The sequence below is a fragment of the Pseudomonas grimontii genome (genome assembly GCF_007858185.1).
Lineage (GTDB): Bacteria > Pseudomonadota > Gammaproteobacteria > Pseudomonadales > Pseudomonadaceae > Aquipseudomonas > Aquipseudomonas grimontii.
Genome location: NZ_VFES01000013.1, coordinates 164,751 through 186,096, shown reverse-complemented (window position 1 = coordinate 186,096; position 21,346 = coordinate 164,751). Strand labels below are relative to the sequence as shown.

16 protein-coding genes and 1 pseudogene are annotated in these 21,346 nt (G+C 62.2%); 3 read left to right on the top strand and 14 right to left on the bottom strand.

The features are described 5' to 3' along the window. Window positions 1-8 precede the first annotated feature (8 nt). The 6 genes from efeO (FIV39_RS20720) to FIV39_RS20695 all read right to left on the bottom strand — a co-directional run bounded on the left by efeO (FIV39_RS20720) (window position 9) and on the right by FIV39_RS20695 (window position 6,933). A complete protein-coding gene (gene efeO, locus FIV39_RS20720) occupies window positions 9-827 on the bottom strand; it encodes an iron uptake system protein EfeO (RefSeq protein ID WP_090404784.1) in 819 nt (272 codons plus the stop codon). Window positions 828-852: 25 nt separating this feature from the next. Next, window positions 853-2,157: an iron uptake transporter deferrochelatase/peroxidase subunit gene (gene efeB / locus FIV39_RS20715; protein WP_090410007.1), complete on the bottom strand. Its 1,305-nt coding sequence runs from the start codon at window positions 2,155-2,157 to the stop codon at window positions 853-855. A 14-nt stretch (window positions 2,158-2,171) separates the two neighbouring features. Beyond that, window positions 2,172-3,374: an iron uptake system protein EfeO gene (gene efeO, locus FIV39_RS20710; RefSeq protein WP_090404781.1), complete on the bottom strand. Its 1,203-nt coding sequence runs from the start codon at window positions 3,372-3,374 to the stop codon at window positions 2,172-2,174. Between the two features lie 10 nt (window positions 3,375-3,384). After that, window positions 3,385-4,230, bottom strand: coding sequence for an iron uptake transporter permease EfeU (gene efeU / locus FIV39_RS20705; RefSeq protein WP_090404777.1), 846 nt, complete (start codon window positions 4,228-4,230; stop codon window positions 3,385-3,387). A 115-nt stretch (window positions 4,231-4,345) separates the two neighbouring features. Continuing rightward, window positions 4,346-5,338, bottom strand: a complete 993-nt coding sequence (locus tag FIV39_RS20700) for a DUF3829 domain-containing protein (RefSeq protein WP_090404773.1) — start codon at window positions 5,336-5,338, stop codon at window positions 4,346-4,348. Beyond that, window positions 5,335-6,933 carry a J domain-containing protein gene (locus tag FIV39_RS20695; RefSeq protein WP_090404769.1) on the bottom strand — a complete coding sequence of 533 codons (1,599 nt, stop codon included), beginning with the start codon at window positions 6,931-6,933 and terminating at the stop codon, window positions 5,335-5,337. Before FIV39_RS20695 ends, FIV39_RS20700 begins: the two co-directional genes overlap by 4 nt. A 130-nt stretch (window positions 6,934-7,063) precedes the next feature. Here FIV39_RS20695 and FIV39_RS20690 point away from each other — a divergent pair, with 130 nt between their 5' ends. Then, entirely contained in the window at window positions 7,064-8,080 is a 1,017-nt protein-coding gene (locus FIV39_RS20690) for an AraC family transcriptional regulator (protein WP_090404766.1), read from the top strand. A gap of 68 nt (window positions 8,081-8,148) precedes the next feature. Here FIV39_RS20690 and FIV39_RS20685 read toward each other — a convergent pair. After that, window positions 8,149-8,793, bottom strand: a pseudogene (locus tag FIV39_RS20685) (type VI secretion system Vgr family protein); the annotation flags it as partial. Between the two features lie 332 nt (window positions 8,794-9,125). Between FIV39_RS20685 and FIV39_RS20680 the strand changes: the two are divergent. Continuing rightward, the gene (locus tag FIV39_RS20680; protein ID WP_090404763.1) at window positions 9,126-10,073 is read left to right on the top strand and encodes a hypothetical protein; all 948 of its coding nucleotides are present in this window, start codon (window positions 9,126-9,128) and stop codon (window positions 10,071-10,073) included. Further along, entirely contained in the window at window positions 10,063-10,452 is a 390-nt protein-coding gene (locus tag FIV39_RS20675) for a hypothetical protein (RefSeq protein ID WP_090404761.1), read from the top strand. The genes FIV39_RS20680 and FIV39_RS20675 overlap by 11 nt, the downstream gene beginning before the upstream one ends. Window positions 10,453-10,538: 86 nt before the next feature. Here the strand turns inward: FIV39_RS20675 and FIV39_RS20670 are convergent, their stop codons facing one another. The 7 genes from FIV39_RS20670 to FIV39_RS20640 all read right to left on the bottom strand — a co-directional run bounded on the left by FIV39_RS20670 (window position 10,539) and on the right by FIV39_RS20640 (window position 21,295). After that, complete coding sequence (locus FIV39_RS20670) at window positions 10,539-11,954, bottom strand: efflux transporter outer membrane subunit (protein WP_090404758.1); 1,416 nt, start codon at window positions 11,952-11,954, stop codon at window positions 10,539-10,541. After that, window positions 11,951-15,130 carry an efflux RND transporter permease subunit gene (locus FIV39_RS20665; RefSeq protein WP_090404755.1) on the bottom strand — a complete coding sequence of 1,060 codons (3,180 nt, stop codon included), beginning with the start codon at window positions 15,128-15,130 and terminating at the stop codon, window positions 11,951-11,953. Before FIV39_RS20665 ends, FIV39_RS20670 begins: the two co-directional genes overlap by 4 nt. A gap of 15 nt (window positions 15,131-15,145) precedes the next feature. Continuing rightward, a complete protein-coding gene (gene mexE, locus FIV39_RS20660) occupies window positions 15,146-16,387 on the bottom strand; it encodes a multidrug efflux RND transporter periplasmic adaptor subunit MexE (RefSeq protein WP_090410005.1) in 1,242 nt (413 codons plus the stop codon). Window positions 16,388-16,687: 300 nt separating this feature from the next. After that, window positions 16,688-17,158: a response regulator gene (locus FIV39_RS20655; RefSeq protein WP_090404752.1), complete on the bottom strand. Its 471-nt coding sequence runs from the start codon at window positions 17,156-17,158 to the stop codon at window positions 16,688-16,690. Continuing rightward, window positions 17,155-19,470, bottom strand: coding sequence for an ATP-binding protein (locus FIV39_RS20650; protein ID WP_090404749.1), 2,316 nt, complete (start codon window positions 19,468-19,470; stop codon window positions 17,155-17,157). Before FIV39_RS20650 ends, FIV39_RS20655 begins: the two co-directional genes overlap by 4 nt. Further along, the gene (locus tag FIV39_RS20645) at window positions 19,467-20,120 is read right to left on the bottom strand and encodes a response regulator (protein ID WP_090404746.1); all 654 of its coding nucleotides are present in this window, start codon (window positions 20,118-20,120) and stop codon (window positions 19,467-19,469) included. The genes FIV39_RS20650 and FIV39_RS20645 overlap by 4 nt, the downstream gene beginning before the upstream one ends. After that, window positions 20,117-21,295 carry a sensor histidine kinase gene (locus FIV39_RS20640; protein ID WP_090404743.1) on the bottom strand — a complete coding sequence of 393 codons (1,179 nt, stop codon included), beginning with the start codon at window positions 21,293-21,295 and terminating at the stop codon, window positions 20,117-20,119. Before FIV39_RS20640 ends, FIV39_RS20645 begins: the two co-directional genes overlap by 4 nt. Between the last annotated feature and the right edge of the window lie 51 nt (window positions 21,296-21,346).

The following is a 21,346-nucleotide window of genomic DNA, read 5'->3' as shown; positions in this document are numbered from 1 at the left end:
AGCCGTGATCAGTTCAAACCCAACTTGCCCCGCAAAGTCGACAGGTCTTCCGCCAGGGTATTGACCGGACCTACCAGGGCCTTACGGTCGTTTTCCTTGACCTTGTCGTAGGTCTCAAAGCCGCCGTCCTTGGTCTTGTACTTGGCCAGGATCTTGTTCACGGCGGCGAAGTTCTTGTCGACCTTGGCCAGGAACGCCTTGTCCTGTTTCTCGATCTGGCCGCGGAACAGGTCGACGATTTTCTTCGCGCCGTCGATGTTGCCCTGGAAGTCATACAGGTCGGTGTGGCTGTAGCGGTCTTCTTCACCGGAGATCTTGGTGGCGGCGACTTCTTCGAGCAGCGCCGCAGCACCGCCGACGACTTTCTCAGGCGGGAAGGTCAGGCCGTCGACGCGGGTCTTGAGGTCGTTGACGTCGGTGTTGAGCTTGGCCGTCAGCGCTTCCAGGCCCTTGGTTGAGTTCTGCGAGAACAGCGCGTACTCGATGCGGTGGAAACCGGTGAAGTCTTCGGCGGTCACGCCTTTTTCGTGGTCGTCGACACGGGAATCGATGGATGCATCCAGGTCGCTGAACAGTTCGGCGATCGGCTCGATGGACTCATAGTGCACACGGGTCGGCGCGTACAGCTTCTTGGCGGTGGCCAGGTCGCCTTGGTTGATGGCGTCGGTGAACGCCTGGGTCTGGGTGACCAACTCGCCGATTTCCTCGGTAACGTAGATCTTGTAGTCCGACACCGGGCCTACCAGGTCCAGCGGCGCGGTGGCGGCGAAGGCTGCCAGCGGCGAAAGGGTCATTAACAACGACAACGCGATAGTCGACTTCTTCATGGGACGTTTTCCGCTCTGGTGTGTTTTAGGTGGTGGCAGTGGTTTGAGGGTGCGTTGCAGCGAGCAGCGTGCGCCCAATGAAATCCTTGGGCCCGGTGACCCCCGGCAAGGTGAAGAAATACCCGCCACCGACCGGCTTGAGGTATTCCTCCAGGGGCTCGCCGTTGAGCCGGGTTTGCACGCTGATAAAGCCTTTCTCCAGGTCAGCCTGGTAGCAGATGAACAACAGCCCCATGTCCAACTGACCGTTTTTATTGACGCCGTTGGAGTAGTTGAACGGCCGACGCAGGATCAGGTTGGCCTGGGTCTGCGGGGTACGCGGGTTGGCCAGGCGGATATGGGCATCAAGCTTGGTCAGCTTGCCTTGCGGGTCCTTGCTGTAGTCGGGCACCTGGGATTCTTTCTGGCCATCCATGGGCGCACCGCTGGTCTTGACGCGGCCGATGATGCTTTCTTGCTCTTGCAGCGGCGTGCGGTCCCAGCGTTCAACGAAGTTGCGGATGATGCGCACCGCCTGATAGCTGCCATGGGCCGCCCAGCTTGGTTCGTCGCTGCCGGGCTGGACCCACACAATCTGGTCCATTGCCTTGTTGTCGTTGGAGTTCGGGTTGGCCGATCCGTCACGGAAACCCAGGAAGTTGCGCGCGCTCTGTGCCGGCTCGCCGGGCTTGGCCGGCGCCTGGGGCGGCACACTGCCTTCCTGCTTCCAGCGCACCAGCAGCAGGTCGGGCAGGTTCTTCACGATGTCGCGCAGGGCGTGGATATTGGTGTCCGGGGTGTTGGAGCTGAATTGCAGGCTCAGGTCGCCGTGGCACTGCGCCGGTTCCAGCGCATCGTTGGGGAAGCCCACCATGCGGCTCAGGCGCCTGGGTTTGACGGCGGCCAGGCCGAAACGCTCATCGAACAGCGATTCGCCGACGGACACGGTGATGGTCAGGTTGTCCGGTGTGACGACAGGGCCGAGGATGCCGGAATCGGTGGGCGGCAGCTTCGGGTCGACCTGGGCCACGGTGCCGCCGGTCATCAGAAAACGGATGCGCTCGTTCAAGGTGCGGAACAGGCGCTCCAGGTCTTCGCGGTCGCTGGCCAAGACGTCGAACGCCACGACCATGCCGCAGGCCGGGCGCGGGGTGACGATGCCGCTTTGGTGCTGGCCGAAAAAATCGTGGTGGTCCTGGGTTTTGTCACTGCGCGGCGCGGTGGTGACTTGTTCGGCAGCGGCGGCCATGGCCGGGCAGGTCAGGGTACTGCCGGCAATGGCGGCTCCGGTGGCGGCCATGCCCAAGAGGACACGGCGGCGTTGTGCGCAAAACTGTTCTGAATCACTCATGTGTGCGGTCGTCTTCACTGCAGGCCGGAAAGGCCAAGGGCGGGGTCGATTCCATCGAGTGCGGCGGCCAGTGCCTTGGCCTTGTCGGCGATCTGCGTGCGCTGATCGGCGGTAACGCTGTCATAGGTGGCGTAGCCTTTGTCGAGCTTGAAACCCTGGAGCTCGGTATCGAAGGCGGCGAGGGCGCTGTCGACTGTCGGCAGCAGGTCGGCGGCGGACTTGGTCAGCAGCGGACGCATCAGGTCGACCACCTTGTGCGCGGCCTCCAGGTTGGCGGCGAAACCATTCAGGTCGATGTGGCTGTAGCGTTCTTCCTCACCGCTGATGGCACGCACATCCGCGAGGCTGTTGAGGTTGCGTACCACGATGCCGACCAACTGCTCCGGCGGCAGGGACTGCGCCAGCAATTGCTGTTTGAGGGTGGTGACATCGGTCACCAGGCGCTGCGCCACCGGGGCCAGGCCATTAAGGCTGCGTTGCTGGAACAGGCTGTATTCGAGGCGATGGAAGCCGCTGAAGGCCGGGTCTTGCTCACGTTTTTCAAAGTAGTCGGCACGCGCATTGATGGCGTTGTCCAGCTCCGCCAGGCGCTTGGAAGCCGGGGCCAGGCGCTGGTAGGCCTCGCGGGCCGGCACGTACAGCGCTTGGGCCTGGGCCAGGTCACCGGCATTGATCGCTTGTTGCAGGGCGGTCACGGCCTTGACCAGGGCACTGCCCTGGCTGCTCAGGTACACGCGAAATTCCGACAGCGGGCCGATAAACGCCACCATCGACGGCTTGGCCTTGGCTTGGGCGTCGGATTCAGCGGTCGGCGTCACATGCAGGGTGCCGCGCGGGTTGCTCAGCAGGCCGCAGGTGATCGCATAGTCGCCAGGCAACAGGTTGGCATTGATCACTTGGCTCAGGCCGGGGGCAATGTTTTCGCGCTCTTCGACCACCAGCACGCCGTCGAGGATTTCCCATTCCACCGCCCGGTCGGAGCGGTTGATGATGCGAAAGCTCGCGCGCCCGGCCGGAACGGTCAATGCGTTGGGCTCGCAGGCGTGGCCATGGATGGTCACGGCGATTTCATTTTGGTTGGTCTGGCGCTTGCTGGCCGCCAGTTGCGAGGCGTAATAGAACAGGCCACCGGCGGCGATCATCACGACTACCGAGCCGGCCACCGCCCAGCGCAGGGCGCGGGGAGGCGAGGCGGGTTGAGGCGTTGGGTTGGGCAAGAGACGGTCCTTACTGGCTGGAAACGGAAGAGGATGCGACGGCCTGCTTGGCCGGTGCAGCGGGCAGGAAGAACATCACCAGCGCTACGACCAGGTAGATCAGATAGGCGCCCAGGGTGCTGATAGTCGGCGCTTCCTGGTAGCCGAACATGCCGGCCAGTACCGAACCGAGCGGGCTGTCCATCGGCAGCACGGCGCTGAAATCGAACAGCACGGTCTGCCAGTGGTTCCACACGCCTGCTTCGTGCAGGGCTTGCACCGAGTTGGCCAGGATGCCGGCGGCCACCACGAGGATGAACAGGCCGGTCCAGCGGAAAAACGCACCGAGGTTCAGGCGCATGCTGCCGGTGTAGATGAGGAAACCGACGATGATCGCCAGGACCAGGCCGAGCAGGGCGCCAATCGGTGCGCCTGGACCTTCGCTCTGCTGGAACACGGCCAGCAGGAAAAATACGGTTTCCAGGCCTTCACGGGCCACGGCAAAAAACACCATGAGGATCAACGCCGTGACCTGGTGTTTGGAACCGGTCAGCGCCTGATCTAGCGAGGCGTGCAACGAATGCTTGATGGAGCGCGCGACCTTGCGCATCCAGAACACCATGGAACTGAGGATGCCCACGGCGACCAGGCCGACGATGCCTTCGAACAGTTCCTGTTGTTTTTGCGGGAATTCGGCGCTGACCAGTTCCAGGCCGCCGCCCACCAGCAAGGCCAGGGCAGCGGCGAGGAATACGCCAATCCACACGGCGGGCATCCACTGGCCACGGCCGGTCTGTTGCAGGTAACTGGCGATGATGCCAACGATCAATGCTGCTTCAATGCCTTCGCGCAGCATGATGAGAAAGGGGACAAGCATTCGGCACCAGAACGTAACTAGATAGGAGCCTAAGTTGTAACATAATGATACTCATTACTAAACAGCCAATCTTGACGTTTGCTGAACAGTGGCTGAACGGCCCGGAGAAGGCCGTTCAGTAGTCCTGCCCGACGGCTTGGTTATAGGCGTCCACCAGCAAGTCAAAGCGCCGTTGAGTTTCAAAGTAATCAGCGTCCAGCCGCTCTAGGTCGGGGTTTTCGCTTGAATGCCGGGCAAGTGTTTGCAGCGCGCCAAGGTAGGCGTAACCGGGTTGTTTAATCCGCTGCCACAGCTGTTGGGCCTCGGCATCGGAGGTCGGTTGATTGGGGCGCAGGTACCGCTGGGCGTAATCCCAGGTCTGCTGTAAGTCGCTCAATGCATCCACCAATTGCTTGGGGGATCGCGGGTCAAGGCTGTGCATCGTGTCACGGGTTTGCAGGATCAGGCCGGGGATAAGCGCCATTTGGTGTTCGTCACGGACCTGCAAGTGCTGCAGTTGTTGCAAGCGTATCTGGCGGTCGGCTTTGTCCACGGCGGCGCGCAGTTCGGATGAGACCGCGAGGAAATTTTCCGCCACCGGGAAGAACCGCGCATCGCTCATCGCGCGCTGCGCAGGGGCGAGGCCGGGGACGGTTGCGTTGGGGTAGAAGTCGAACTCTTTTACCGCTGAATAGACCCGCAGCAGATGATCCATATAGCCCTTGCGCAGTGCGGCGATCTGCGGCAGGTACTGTTGCAGCGCGCTTCTTTGCGAGGACGTCAGCAGGCACAGGTCCGGGCGTTTGGCATCGTAGTCCAGCAGGCTCAATTGCGGGCCTTGTGCGCGCTGATACAGCTCGGGAAAACGCTCGATGACATCCAGGCTGGGGTCGTTGGCACGGGCGCTGCGGCTGCGATAGTTGAAGTAGGCCAACCGCCAATTGCTGTCGACTCGGTTGAGGCAATCGATCACCGGGCGCAGCGCCTGGGCTTGCTGGTGTTCAAGCGCTGCCGGGCGGTTGGCCCAGGTTTTCAGCGGGGCGAGCAGATCGGTATTCGTCAGCATGCCCACGGCGCTGAGCGTCAGGGGCACGATGGTGCACAGGGCAGCAATGGTGAGGCGGTTCATGGTGTACACCCCGGCGCGCCGGCTTTGAGCCCACTGCAAGGGCTCATCAGGAACGGTTGCAAGCCCTCGTCACGGTGGATGCGTTGGTTGTTTGCGTACATCAGCGCGGCGCTCAACAACAGGGCGCCGAGGCCCAGGCAGGTGGCCCATTGGCGTGTCGACGGTCGCGCAGGCCAACGCCACGTCAGTGCTGCACGTATCGACGGTCGCCCGAGCACGCGCTGCGCCAGCCCCAGGCCCTGCAGTGTCAACACATAGCCGGCGAACGCGTAATTGCCGAGGATGATCCAGATCAACAGGCCAAGCACCCAGCACGGCAGAATCTCGCGGATCACCAACGGCGGCGGCCGGCGAAAACTCAGCCAGGGCGATAGGTGGGCGGCGAGCTTCTCGTCAATCTCGCCGTAACCATCAGTGGCCGGGCGCCAGATTGCCAGGATGAGCAGCGCCGGTATGGCGATCAGGAAGGCCCAGGCCGGGGCCATGCCGAGGGATTCCATCAAGGTATGGTCGGTCAGTTGCTGGTCGTGGATCGCCCAGCCTGCGGCCATGCCCAGCAGCGCCACAAACATCGGCCAGGGGCGGCTGATGCGCTCCCAGTCGCGCCAGAAGTAGGGATCTCCACCGGGCATCTGTGCGCACAGGGCCGGGTATTGGTTCAGCAGGGTTTCACTGAGGGTGCGGCAAGCGTTCCAATCGGATTCGCCAAAGCGCCGGGCAAAGCGTTGCCGTTGCTCCAGCGTCAGGTCGCCGAACAGCAATCTGGCCGCACGCGCCTTGGGATCACGGCTGTCCAGGCTGGCCTGGTGGTGCGCCTGCGCCTTGAAACGCTCCAGTGCATTGCGTGCCTTTAATGCCGACCATTCGGGCTCAGGGCAGCGGTTTTCCAGGTACTGATCGGACCAGGCCTGCTCACTGCACAAGGTGTCGAACAGCGCCTCGGACCAGAAGGTGCTGGCCAGCAGCGTACGCGCGAGTACGTCATTGAGCCGCGCATGGCGCGCCAGGGGCGTGAGCCATTCGGCGTTATGCACGTCGACCAAGGCGGCGCAGAAGGCCTCGACCTGTTGCTGATCGAGTAACTCGGTGAGCCGGTGTTCGACGTCGGCAAACATCTGCTCCAGCAGTGCGGCCAGACGATAGTCGGGCAAACGCGCCGGTGTTTGCCGTTGCCAGGGGCTGAGCCAGTGCAGGTGTGTCACGGCCCAGTCCGCAATTTCGGGGGCCGCGCCACTCAGGCAGCGTTGCAGCAACAGGCCTTCAAAAGCCTCGGCGCACTCATTGTCCTGGGCTTGTTGATAGAGAAGCGCGAGATTGGCCGGCGTGGCATTGGCCACCAGGGCTTGCGCCTGGTCGTAGCGCGTGTCGGGCTCAGCGGCAGCGGGCTGCACCGTGTCGACCGGCGGCGCTTGCGGCACTTCGACGGGTGCTTCATAACGGCTCCACTGCAGCGCGTGCTCATAGGCCTCGCGCAGGCGCTGGAAGCCGACAGGGTCTTCATCAGGACGATGCTGCTTGAGCAACACCGCGTATTGGCGCTTGATACTGCGAGCATCGGCGTCGGACGGCAGCCCAAGTACTTCCCAGCAACTCATTGATTCAACTCCCTGTCGCTAAAAATCCCGGCGCAGAATACCCGAGACCACTACTTCGGTGCCTACTCTTTTGCCGCGTGACTGCCTAAGATGGCCGCACTTCACGCCACACAGGGCACGGACTGCACCCATGTCGGAAAAAGACACCATCTCCCTCCACCTCGTGCGCGAGGCCTTATTGCAGAGTTGCGCGCCGGGGCCGGGCACCGTCGAAATCTTGAGCAAGGTCGGTATCGATCCGGCATTGCTGGAGCAACCCGACGCTCGCGTTCCGGCCACTGCCTACGCACGTTTGTGGCGCTTGCTGGCAAGGCGCATGGACGATGAGTTCTTCGGCATGGACCCGCGCAAGCTCAAGTCCGGCAGCCTCGAGTTCCTTTGCCGCGCCGCCATTGCCCAACCCAGCCTGGCAGCGGGCCTGCAAACCGCCCTGGGTTTCCTCTCACTGATGCTGGAACACATGCCAGCCCAGCTGGTGCGTCAACAGAGCCTGGCGGAAATCGTGTTGCTCGAACCAGAAGCTGAGCCCAATCGAGCGTTCACCTATTTCACCTATTGGATGATCGTCCACGGCGTCGCCTGCTGGCTGGCGGGGCGACGCATTCCGATCCTGGCCATCGAACTGCGCTGCTCGCAGCCGGACTTTTGCGATGACTACCAGGTGATGTTTTCGGACAACCTGCGTTTTGATCGGCCCCGCACCCGCATGATCTTCTCCGCCGATTGCCTCGACTTGCCGATCAAGCGCAGCCCCGAAGAACTCAAGCGCTTCCTCGCCCACGCGCCGGCCAACATCCTGGTCAAATACCGCAACCCCGACAGCCTGGCTACACGCATCAAGCACGACCTGCGGCAAATGCCTCCCGACACTTGGCCGGAGACCGAGGGCCTCGCAGCCACGCTATGCATCTCCGCATCCACGCTGCGCCGCCGCCTGGCGGAAGAAGGTCAGAGCTATCAGGGGCTCAAGGACAGCGTGCGCAAGGAGTTGGCGATCGTGTGGCTGGCTGAACCGCAGATCAGCTTTGCCGACATTGCGGCGCGGTTGGGGTTTGCCGATACCAGTTCGTTTTATAAGGCGTTTCGTAAATGGAGCGGGTCGAATCCTGGACATTATCGTAGTTTGATTCTTAACGATGCCGGCTAAGTCTTCAGGGAGATACGGGGTGCTTAAGTCATGGCTGGTCTGTATATGCCATTTCCGGGTCCTGTTTTAAACCGGCCGAGGCGTTGATCGTCGCAAAATTCGACCACATCAATGCGCAGGCGCTCGTCACTGGTGAAGCGGTACCAGATGCCCACCTCGGCCAGCAGTCGGGTAATGAAGGCCAGGTCGCTTTCGCCGTATTGCATGACCTGTTCGCGCCGGGGGTAGTCGCGTTTCAGGCTGAAGAGAAAGTCCTGGCCTTCAAAGTCGTGGCGGCTGCGCAGGATGCTTTCGACGATTTGCGGCACCGATTGGTGCTGGTAGATGCGGAACTGGCGACCGCGTGCGAGCAGGGCTAGGCGTGGTTGCAAGGTGATTGCATAACTGGCCTGGTCGTTGGAGCCGGACTGGCGCTTGAAGCGGGTGATCACGCCGTGCAGGGTGCGCAGGGGGTTGATGGGGGGCGGCGGCAAACCTCACAGGGGCCGCTTTTTTGGCGGGGCGTGCAGGCTGAAATGGGCGTCTTTACCGAGCAGGGTTTCGGCTGCGAGGTCGCGTTCGGTGCTGGTGAATTCGATGTGATAGGCGAAGGGTTCGCTGAGGCGTTCCTGGCCTTCGAAGGCTGGGACGTCCAGCAAGGCAGCAACGTTGCGCCCCCATAGTGTGTGTCGGCTGTGATCGAAAAAAACGCTCGGTAATACGCTGGAAGTCATCCCTTTCACTCCTGGCCGCGAAAGCCCGAAGAGTAAAGATTTGTTATCTGCGATTAATGTCGGAAAATTCGACTTTACGAGACGGGCACTTCCTGAATGTGTTTTCGCGTCTCCGAGCTAACAATATTCCGATAGTGCATCCGTAAGTCGGCCGCCAAAACCATTCCCATAAATGTCCAAAAAAATGCGCAATACCTGACATATGTTGGAATTCACCGCGTAGCCGATTTCCTAAAGTGAAAAATAGCCGGAAAATTCGCCCGGTAAAACCACGACATCTCCGCTGAGCGTTACTTAGATTTTGCAGTTCTTTCTATTCGATGGAGCTGCAGATGCCTCAGCCCTATGCGTTCATCAACGAACGCCAACAAACGTCGACCGAGCTCAAGGCTCGTCTTGACCTGAGCGGACCCGCCGCTAAGAAGTTCGACTTACTCAACAGCCATATCCGCAACGTAGTGGTTCTCCCGGGCCAACTGGTGATCATCGGAGACGAATCGACGGCCATGTGTACGCCGCAAGAGTCACGGTTGATGCAGTCCGCCTGGGACATTCGCCATAGCGTGATGGCCGAAGGCGGAGCCGGTTTCGCTTTGCAGAACTATGACCTGTTGCAGAGCTTGCTGGGCTACACCTCGCTCGGCGTCGGAACGGCAGGCGATGCGTGGAGTCGGCACTTGAAGGACATCGCCAAGACCCTGGAAGAAATTGACGCCTTGCACAAACAGTCCCTGCTCCGAGGCGGCGGTGCTGCACGGGAGGATTTTTTGGCACGTCGTCAGGTTTTGTTTACCAGGCTGGAAGCGCAGATGCGCGGCTTCGCCCGTTATGGCACCGGCTTGCGTAATGACGGATCGATCAAGAAGATGCTGGGGATTTCCACTAGGAGCTACCTGCATACCGGGGAGATCAGTCGCTATGCCGAGCGGATTTCGCGCTTTGCCAGGACGGCGAAGGTGCTTAAGGCAGGGACGCCGTTGGGGATTGCGTTGAGCACGGCGTCCACTGCGCTGGAGATCAAGGAGGCGTGTTCTACGGGGAGGGAGGAGCAGTGTACGAAGGCGAAGTATGTGGAGGTGGGCAAGCTAGGCGGAAGTGTTTTGGGTGGGATGTCAGGCGGGGCTTTGGCGACGGCACTGTGTTTCGCCGTACTAGGGCCCACAACCGGGCCGGTGGCATTGAGTTGTTTGTTGATCACCGGTGGAGCCGTAGGCGCGGTGGGGGGCAGTTATGGGAGTGAGCTCGGTGAGTACTTAGGGGAGAAAATTTATGAATACTGACTACTTACTTAATCTACCTCTGAAGTTCTGGTTTAGTGCGGGCATCATGTTTGTTGTCCTTGTTATCGATGTCGTAGGCATTTTTCTGATGTATCGACGACTGGATGAAATGGAGGAACGTTTAAATAAATGCAAGCTTGTCACCTTTAGTAAAGGGTTCTGGGGCAACTCGATTCGAGGAAGAATGGTTCGTCTGTGTGTCGTGATGTCGACGGTTGCAATGCCGTGGTGGAATATAAAGCGCGGTATCGTGGACCGGCAGCAAGTGCAGGATTTCCCCCGCGGTCTAAAGCGTGTACTTCAGGGAATGACTATTGGGGGAATAATTTTTATATCGGTTGCCATAGCCGACACCTTGTACAAATGGCTAAGCGCGTAATTAAAAACCAAAAAAAAGCCCCATGACCGAATGGATCACGGGGCTAAAAATTGGCTGGATGCGACCAACCAAAGGAGCTCTTTACGTTACTTGGCAGTCGCCACGACGGTGTCTGGCTTCCAGCCACCCCCCAGCGCCTTGTAGATCGCCACAATCCCGCGATACAGGTCCACTTCGGCCTGGGCCTGTGAGTCTTCGGCGGCCAGGCGTTCGCGTTGGGCGTCGAGCAGGACGAGGAAGTCCACGGTGCCTTCGCGGTAGCGGATCGCGGCGAGGTTGGCGGCGGCGCGGCTGGATTCGCTTTGACGGATCAGCGAGACCAGGCGTTGCTGACGCTTGCCGTAATCACTGAAGGCATTCTCGGACTCTTCCAGCGCCAGCAGCACTTGTTGCTCGTAGCTCGCCAGGGCGCCATCGGCTTCGGCGTCTGCGCCACGCAGGCGAGCACGTACGCTGCCCAGGTCGAATGCCGCCCAGGTGATGCTAGGGCCAAGGGCCCAGGCATTTGCGGCAGACGAACCGATCTGCGAACCGCGCCCGGCGGTAAAGCCGAGGAAGCCGCTGAGGCTGACCCGTGGGAACAGGTCGGCCTTGGCCACGCCGATACGCGCGGTGGCGGCGGCCAGTTTGCGTTCGGCGCTGAGGATGTCCGGGCGCCGTTGCAGCAGTTGCCCTGGGTCACCGATCGGCAACGCCTTGGCAATCGCCGGCAGGTCTTTCGGGCCCAGGTCCACGCTCAGCTTGTCGGGACGCTGGCCGAGGAGGGTGGCGATGCGGTTACGCTCACGCACCTGTTCGGCTTGCAGTTGCGGCACGCTGGCTTCCACGGCCGCGAGGCGTGCGTCGGCGCGCTCCACATCGAGTTGGTCACCCACACCGGCGTCGCGCAGGCTGACGGTGATGGTGCGCGAGTCCTGCTGGTTCTTCAGGTTGTCGAGGGCAATACGTTCACGCAGTTGCGCGCCGCGCAGTTGACCGTAGGCGTCCACCAGTTCGGCAATCAGGGTGACTTGCAGTTGGTACAGGTCGGCCTCGGCGGCCTGCTGGTCGGCGTCGGTGGCTTCCAGGTTGCGCTGGATGCGCCCGAACAGGTCCAGTTCCCAGGCCATGTCCAGGCCCAGGTCGTAACGCTCGGTCTTCACGCGGCGGGTGGTCTGGCCCGGGATCTGGCCCTTGCCCTGGTCGCTGCTGACGCGGCTGGTAATCGTCGGCATGGCATCGTTGCTGGCGTCATCGCGGATTGCACGAGCAGCGCGCAGACGGGCAAACGCCACGCGCAAATCACGGTTGCCTTGCAGCGATTGTGTGACCAACTGGTTGAGGGTCGGGTCGTCGAACTGCTGCCACCAGATGCCTTCGAACTTGGCGTGGTCATACTGCTTGGCATCCGCGGCGGCGGTGATATTCGCCGCCTCCGGGGTCTGGGTCTGGTAGTCCGGGCCCACGGCACAGGCGCTCAGCGCCAGTACCAGCAAGCTCGGCAGGAATACTTTCACACTCATTGCTGTGTCTCCAGCTTCAAGGCCTTGGCCGCTTTGCGCGCTTCGCTGCGCTCCACATAGCGACGGATCAGTACGTAGAACACTGGCGTCAGCAACAGACCGAAGAAGGTCACCCCGATCATCCCGGAGAACACCGCCACGCCCATGGCATGCCGCATCTCGGCACCGGCACCGCTGGACAACACCAGTGGCACCACACCCATGATGAAAGCGAACGAGGTCATCAGGATCGGCCGCAGACGCAGGCGGCAGGCTTCCAGTACCGCGGCGAGCGGGTCGAGGCCTTCCTGCTGTTTGTCCTTGGCGAATTCGACGATCAGAATCGCGTTCTTACATGCCAGGCCCACCAGTACGATCAGGCCGATCTGGGTGAAGATGTTGTTGTCGCCGCCCGAGATGATCACCCCGGTGATGGCCGACAGCAGCGTCATCGGTACGATCAGGATCACCGCCAGTGGCAGGCTCCAGCTTTCGTATTGGGCGGCCAGTACCAGGAACGCCAGCAGTACGCAGAGTGGGAACACGAACAGCGCAGTGTTGCCCGAGAGGATTTGCTGATAGGTCAAATCGGTCCACTCGTAGGTCATGCCGTTGGGCAGTTCATCCTTCAACAGTTTTTCAATCGCTGCCTGGGCCTGGCCGGAGCTGTAGCCCGGTGCCGCGTTGCCGTTGATTTCGGCGGTGATAAAGCCGTTGTAGTGCATCACGCGGTCCGGGCCCGAGGTGTCGCTGACCTTGATAAAGGTCGCCAGCGGGATCATCTCGCCCTTGTTATTGCGCACTTTCAGCTGGCCGATCTGGTCGGAGTCCTGGCGGAACTGTTGCTCAGCCTGCACGTTGACCTGATAGGTCCGCCCGAAGCGGTTGAAGTCGTTGGCATACAGCGAGCCCAGGTAGACCTGCAGGGTGTCGAAGATGTCGCTGATCGCCACGCCGTGGGTCTTGGCCTTTTCGCGGTCGATGGCGGCATCGACCTGGGGCACGTTGACCGTGTAGCTGGTGAACAGGCCGAACAACTCGGGCACGCCACGGCTCTTGGTGATGACGTTCTGCACTTCTTTGTACAGCTCGTCATACCCCAGGTTGCCACGGTCTTCGATCTGCAGGCGGAACCCGCCGATGGTGCCCAGGCCTTGTACCGGCGGCGGCGGGAAGATCGCCATGTAGGCTTCTTCGATGTTGGCGTACTGGCCGTTCAGCGCACCGGCAATCGCACCGGCGGACATGCTCGCGTCTTTACGCTCATCAAACGGCTTCAAGGTCACGAACACGATGCCGCTGTTCGGGCTGTTGGTGAACCCGTTGATCGACAGGCCGGGGAACGCGATCGCGCTTTCCACGCCGGGCTGTTTCAGGGCGATCTCCGACATGCGCTTCATCACGTTTTCGGTGCGGTCCAGGCTCGCAGCGTCGGGCAGTTGGGCGAAGGCCACCAGGTATTGCTTGTCCTGGGCCGGTACGAAGCCCGTCGGGGTGTGGGCAAACCCGAAGAAGGTCAGCACCATCAGGCCGGCGTACACGAACAGGGCAATGCCCGTGCCGCGAATCACCCGGCGTACGGTACTCACGTAGCCATGGCTGGACTTTTCGAAAAAGCGGTTGAACGGACGGAACAGCCAGCCACCGAGGAGCTTGTCGAGGACCTTCGAGAAACGATCCTTCGGTGCGTCGTGACCGCGCAGCAACACGGCGGCCAGGGCAGGGGACAGGGTCAGCGAGTTGAACGCCGAGATCACCGTAGAGATCGCAATGGTCAAGGCGAACTGTTTGTAGAACTGCCCGGTCAAGCCACTGATAAACGCGGCTGGAATGAACACCGCACACAGCACCAGCGCCGTGGCGATGATCGGGCCGGTCACTTCACTCATGGCTTTTTCAGTCGCCGGGAACGGCTCCAGGCCCAGCTCGATATTACGTTCGACGTTCTCCACCACCACGATGGCGTCGTCCACCACGATACCGATGGCCAGTACCAATCCGAACAGCGACAGCGCGTTGAGCGAGAACCCGAACAGGTGCATCACCGCGAACGTACCGATCAACGATACCGGCACCGCCACCAACGGAATGATCGAGGCGCGCCAGGTCTGCAGGAACAGGATCACCACCAGCACCACGAGGATCAGTGCTTCGAACAGGGTGTGCACCACCGCTTCGATGGAGCCGCGCACAAAGATCGTCGGGTCATAGGCGATGCGGTAATCCATGCCCGCCGGGAAGCTCTTTTTCAGCTCGGCCATCTTGCTGCGTACATCGTTGGAGATGTCGATGGCATTGGAGCCGGGACGCTGGAAAATCGGAATCGCGACGGCCGGCTGGTTATCGATCAGCGAGCGCAGTGCGTATTGGCTGGAGCCCAGTTCGACCCGGGCGATGTCCTTGAGGCGCGTGATTTCACCGTTGGCGCCGGCGCGGATCACAATGTTCTCGAACTCTTCCTCGGTGACCAGGCGGCCCTGGGTATTCACCGACAGCTGGAAGCTGGTATCACTCGGCGCAGGCTGCGCGCCCAGGGCACCGGCTGCCACCTGGCGGTTCTGCTCGCGGATCGCGGTGACCACATCGGTCGCGGTCAGGTTGCGCGAGGCGGTCTTGTTCGGATCCAGCCATACACGCAGGGAGTAATCGCCCATGCCGAACAACTGCACGTCGCCGACGCCGCCCAAGCGGGCCAGCTCATCCTTGATATTGAGGATCGCGTAGTTGGACAGGTACAGCATGTCGTAGCGCTGATCCGGGGAGGTCAAGTGCACCACCATGGTCAGGTCGGGGGAGGCCTTGTCCACGGTAATACCGATGCGCGTCACTTCTTCAGGCAGTTTTGGCTGAGTTCGCGTCACGCGGTTTTGCACCTGCACCTGCGCGTTGTCCAGGTCGGTGCCCAGGGCGAAGGTGATGGTCAGGGTCAGCTTGCCGTCGGCGGTCGACTGCGAGGACATGTACAGCATGCCCTCCACGCCGGTGATGGCTTGCTCCAACGGCGCGGCCACGGTTTCACCGATGACCTTGGGGTTGGCGCCCGGGAAGTTGGCGCGTACCACCACGGTCGGCGGCACCACTTCCGGGTATTCGCTGATCGGCAATTGGAACAGCGAGATCGCACCGGCGATCAGGATCAGCAGCGACAGCACTGCTGCGAAGATCGGCCGCGAAATGAAGAACTTGGAAAAATTCATCTTGAGTCGTATCCCTTAACCGCGTGGAGTCGCAACGGCTGCGAGCTTGGGCGCGGTTTTTTCCGGCGCCACTTGCTCCAGGTTGCTGGCTTCAAGCGCTTGTCGTTGTTGGGCCAAGGCGGCGAGGGTTTCCTTGCTGGCCATCGGGATGGTTTCCGGGGCGACCGGCGAGCCGGGACGCGCACGTTGCAGGCCCTTGACGATAATGGTGTCGTCCTTGTTCAGGCCGCTGCGCACGATGCGCAAGCCTTCAATCTTCGGCCCCAGTTCCACCGCGCGATACGCCGGCTTGTCGCCTTCCATCACCAGCACGAACTTCTTGCCCAGGTCGGTGCCGACGGCCTCGTCGTTGATCAGCACGGCGGAGTAGGTGCCGCTGCCGACCAGTTTCAGGCGCGCATACAGGCCAGGGGTGTATTCGCCCTTGCTGTTGTCGAACACGGCGCGCCCACGGATGGTGCCGGTGGCCGGGTTGACCTGGTTGTCGACGAAGTTCATCTGGCCCAGATGCGGGTTGCCGGTTTCATTCGACAGGCCCAGGTACACCGGGGTGGTGGCGCCACGGCGGCCTTGGCGCGCGAGTTCGGTGTACTTGAGGTACACACGTTCATCGGCGTCGAAGTAGGCGTAGACCTTGTCGGTGGAGACCACGCTGGTCAGCGCGGTGACGTCGGCGGTCACCAGGTTGCCGGCGGTGATTTCGGCGCGGCTGACGCGGCCGCTGATCGGCGAGGTCACGCGGGTGAAGCTCAGGTTCAGCTTGGCCAGGTCCAACTGCGCCTGGATCCCGGCGACGGCGGCGCGGGCTTCCTGGGCGGCGGTGGTGCGCGAATCGGCCAGTTCGGCGGAGATCGCATTGCTCTGGCGCAGGCGTTCGCCGCGCTGGGCTTCGTTGTCGCTGCGGGTGGCGGCGGCTTTGGTTTGAGCCAGTTGGGCTTCCAGGCGGCGCACTTCGGCCTGGAACGGACGCGGGTCGATCTGGAACAGCAGGTCGCCTTTCTTGACCAAAGCGCCTTCGGTGAAAGCGACTTGGTCAATCTGGCCAGAGACCCGTGGACGAATCTGTACGGTTTCGGGCGCTTCCAGGCGACCGGTGAACTCATCCCACTCGTTGACCGGCTGCTCAAGCACCTTGGCTACGCTGACTTTCGCAGCTGGCATGGCGGCCGCTTGTTCCGGGGTCTTGCCGCACGCGCTCATCACCACCACGGCCAGGATCGCCAGGGGGAAGCGCAAATGTTTGAGTGACTGTTCCATGAGGTGCATCCGCCAATGTATTTGAGATGGGCGGATCATGCGCGGCGAGGCGGTATGTCACGAATCGAATGAAGCAAAGGTAACTATCATTCGGAATGATATAAGCGCGGGATTAGCCCTCTAGCATGCGGGTTTCGTTAGGGTGCTATCAATGGGCTTGATGACAAAAGACTGTTGCGGCGCTCGCAACACTTGGTGCTTCAGGCCAGAAGCGGTGCGATGCCCGGTCGTTGTTGCAGCGAACACCCCCGCCAGCCATTTCTCGCTGACGTAGCGCATCTGGCGCGCTCCGCTCGAATACTAGCGACGCTGAATAGCCGTTGAACCGCCGCGCTGCAACAACTCAATCTGATCCGCCGGCACCAGCGTGCGCAAGGTCTTGTACAGCACCCGGGTTTCCAGCAGGTTCCACACCCGCAGCATGGTTTCCAGCGCGTCCAGGGGTTTGCTGATGAAGTCCCGGGCGCCCAGGGCCAGGGCGCGCAGGCGCGTGTCGCGGGTCGCGTCGGCGGTGAGCACCAGGATCGGCAGGTATTCACCCTGGGGGATGCGCCGGTTGAGTTGTTCCAGCACCGCAAAGCCGTCGAACTCCGGCATGTGCAGGTCGAGGATCACCAGGTCCGGTTCGAAGCTGTTGAACAACTCCAGGGTGCGCAGCGGCTGGGTGCTGCTCAGCACGTTGGTGAGCCCTTCGCGCGCCAGCAGTTGCTCCACCAGGTCGAGGTTCGGGCGTTGGTCATCGATGATCAGGATACGCAGGTCGAGGTTCACGCGGGCTCCGGAAAAGCTTGGTCGAGGTGGGCGAGAAACGCCGGCACGTTGATCGGTTTGTTCAATACCGCGGTGGCGCCTGCTTCCTGCAAAGCCTGGCGGGTAAGGTCGCTGGCGTCGGCGGTGATCATCAGTACCGGTGTGTCGCGGGTGATCGGTGACTGGCGCAAGCGTTGCAGCACCTTCAAGCCATTCATGTCCGGCAGGGACACATCCAGCAGAATCAGCTGTGGCGCATGCTGCGCGGCGAGGTCCAGGCCCAGTTGGCCTTGCATGCTCGACAGCAGTCGTATACCCGGCCGCCGTTGCAGCAGGGTTTCGATCAGCGCCAGGCTGGAGAGGTTGTCTTCGATGCACAACACCTTGCCCTCGAAGGTGCTGATGACGGGGGCAGGGCGCTTCAATTCGGTGTCGATGATGGGGAGGGCAATCGGCTGGGATTGCGCCACGCGCACGAAGGGCAGTTCCAGGCTGAAGCGCGAGCCGATGCCGGGTTGGCTCTGCACCGTGAGTTGGCCGTCCATGTTTTCCAGCAGGCTTTTACTCAGTGCCAGGCCCAGGCCGCTGCCTTCCACATTCGGGTCGGCCCCCAGGCGTTCGAAAGGCTTGAACAGCTGGCCGATATGATCGGCGGCGATGCCATTGCCGGTATCGCACACCGACACGCGGATACGCTGCTCATGGACGCCCACCTCAATGCTCACCTGGCCATCGCGCCGGTTGTATTTGATTGCGTTGGACAGCAGGTTCAGCAGCACCTGGGTCAGGCGTTGGCGGTCGGCAACGATGCCCGTATCCGCCGCCAGCGCCGGCAGTGGCTGCAACTGCACGCCCGCGTCGGCGGCCATGGGCGACACCAGCGTCAGCGCCTCTTGCAAGGTGCCCGCCAGCGGGATCGGCACGATATTCAACGCCAGGCTTCCGGCCTCGATCTTGGCGATGTCCAACACTTCGTTGATCAGCGTGAGCAGGTGCTGGCCGGCGCGCAGAATGTGACCGACATCGGCCTTTTGCGCCTTCGGCGCGTCCATGTCCAACAACTGCGCAAAACCCAGGATCGAGTTGAGTGGGGTCCGCAGTTCATGGCTCATGCGCGACAGGAACTCGCTTTTGGCGCGGCTGGCGCGTTCGGCTTCCTCGCGGGCGGTGCGCAGGGCGATCTCCGCCGCGCGGCGGTCGGTGATGTCGCGGGTGATCTTCGAAAAACCGCGCAGGGCGCCGGTGCCGTCGTACTGCGCGGTGATCACCACGCTGGCCCAGAACCGCGTGCCGTCCTTGCGGCAGCGCCAGCCTTCTTCGGTGTAATCGCCGTTGTGGGTGGCCTCGCGCAACGCCATGTCCGGGTGCTGCGGGCATTCCTGGGGCAGGTAGAACACCGAGAAATGCTGGCCGATGATCTCCTGTTCGGTATAGCCCTTGATCCGCTCGGCGCCATTGTTCCAACTGGTGACATGGCCCGCCGTGTCGAGGGCGAAGATCCCGTAGTCCTTGACCCCATCGATGATCAGCCGCAAGCGTTCTTCGTTGTCGCGCAAGGCGCGTTCGCGCTCGGCCAGCAATAACCCGGCCTCCACCAGGCTGGTGCCCAACTGGCCGATTTCGTCTTTTTCCGGCGGCTGTGGCAGCAGCGGCGAGCCCAGGGCCAGGCGCTGGGCATTGCGCTGCACATTCTGCACCCGGGCCACAATGCCCTTGGACAGAAACAGCACCGCGACAATCGCCCCGAACAGTCCGCAGATCGCTGCCAGCCAGGTGGACAGCAACAAGCGTCGGCGGGTTTCGGACGCGGCGGCGCTGCGTTCAGCCAGCAACGACTCTTCAAGGGTCAGCATGGTGCTGATGTGTTGGCGCAGGGCATCGAGGATGTGCTTGTTGCTGATCAGGATGGCACTGATGGACTCCGGTGTGGCCTGGCTGTCCTTGAGCATGTCCTCCAGCCCATCGATCTTGCCGTCGATCAGCGGCTTGATCGCGCTGAGCTGCTCGCGCACGCGTTGATCGCGTACGTTGCGGTCCAGTCGAAGCAAGGCTGACTCGATCTGGGGCTTGGCGTTCAGGTAGCTGGGCAGGAAGTCTTCGCGGCGGGTGAGCAGGTAACCGCGCACACTGGCGGCGGCTTCCGCGAGTAGGGTATGCACGGCCTGAATATCGCTTTGCACGCGCAAAACGCGGCGCACATCCTCTTCGGCGCGGGCGGTCTGGCGCTCCGTGGTGTAGATCAGCACCAGCGACAGCAACAGCACCACCAGTGGCAGCGAAATCACGACCAGCGCCTTGCCGCGCAACGGCAGGTCGGTCCAACGTCGCCTCATAGTGGCGTCACCAGGCCCAAGGCAATGCCCCGCACGGCGGCCTGGGTGCGGTCGGCCGCGCCGAGCTTGCCGATCACCCGCTCGACATGGGCCTTGGCCGTGCCGGTGGTAATGCCCAGATGCTCGCCGATGGCCCGGTTGCTCATACCATTGGCGACCAAACCGAGGACCTGGCGCTCCCGTGGGGTGAGCTGTTCGTTGGCGACGGCACCGCTGGCCTGGCGTTCGGTCATGCGCCGCAACAGCCGGGCGCTGACCGCCGTGTTGAGCGCCTCGCCGCCGGCGGCCACTTGTTGCAGCGCCTGGATCACCTCGGCACGGCTGGCGTCTTTGAGCAAGTAGCCCACCGCACCGGCATTCATGGCTGCTTCCAGGTACTCGGGGCTGTCGTCCATGGTGAACATCACCACCTTCACCGCCGGCAGGCGTTGTTGCAGCAAGCGTGCGGCGCCCAAACCGTTGAGCCCGGGCATGCGGATGTCGAGGATGACGATATCCGGCAGCAATTGCTCACACAGCTCCACCGCTTGCAGGCCATCGCTGGCTTGACCGACCACCTCGAACTGCGGATGGCCGGCCAGCAGGGAAACGAAGCCGGTGCGCGTGACTTCATGATCGTCCGCCAGCACCAGGCGCAAGACGTGGGTCATTGAGGTACTCCAATCAAGTGGGCTGGCACGCGGGCGTGCAGCTGGGTACCGCCGTCGACTGCGCTGACGCAGGTGAAGCTGCCGCCCAGCAGGCTGGCGCGCTCCTGCATGGTGGCGAGGCCCAGGTGCTGGGCGTCATCAAGGGATGGCGCCGAAGTGAAGCCTTTGCCATTGTCGTCCAGCCGCAGGGACGCGTGGCCGTCGTGCAGTGCCAGGGTCAGTTGCACCCGACTTGCGCGCGCATGTTTGAGCACGTTGTTGATGGCTTCCTGGCCGATCCGGAACAAGGCGATTTCCACCTGGCTGGGTAAGCGCGTTTCACAGTGCGCCTGCCACACCACATTGATTCCGGCGTCGCGCAGGCGGTCGGCTTCTTTATCGAGGGCTTTGAACAAGCCGAAATCATCCAGCACCGTGGGACGCAGGCCCGCGATCAGTTGCCGGCCCTCGCCAACCGAGTGTTGGGCCAGGGTAAGAATCGCCTGCAGGTCGGCAGCCAATGCCTCTGGCAGCGGCGGGCAGCGTCCGGCAAAACCTTGCAGCCGTTGGTGCAGGCCCGCGAGGGTTTGCGCCAGGCCATCGTGCAGGTCGTAGGCCACGCGCTTGCGTTCGTCCTCCTGGGCGCGAAGCAAGCGGTTGACCAGGTCGGACAGGGTTTTATCGCGCAGTTTGAGGGTGGTCAGCAGCCGATCGTTTTCCAGGTGGGCCGCCAGCAATGTGGCGAGCAGTTGCAGGGATTCGCTGTCTTCGTGCTCCGGCGCCCGCAGGCTGATGCTATTGCCCAGCACCAGTACGCCAAAGGCCTGGCCGTCACCGGCGCGCAACGGTACTTGCAAGACGCTGGGCAAGTCCTCCGATGGCCGTTCCTGCCAACACGGTGTGCGCAGGCTGCGGTCGGCGAGGGCGGCCAGGCTGCCCAATCGCGCCGGGTTGCCATGGCGGGCGCCGGTGTAGGCGACGCCCTCGGCGTCCCACTCCAGCAGCAGCCCGTGGTCCATCGCCAGAAACGCGCAGGCCCGCGCGAGCACGTGTTCGCGCATGGCGTCAGGGCTCAGCTGGCGCAGTTGCTGGCCGGTATCCACCAACAGGCGCAGGCGCGCCGTACGACTTTCCGATTGACGGAAATGCGCGCGCATGGCCAAGGCACTGCCGGGGTCATGGGGCGTGTCATGCATGGGTGATACTCCATTGCTGCGGGCGTGAGGGGTAGCTATTCAAGGGGTAGC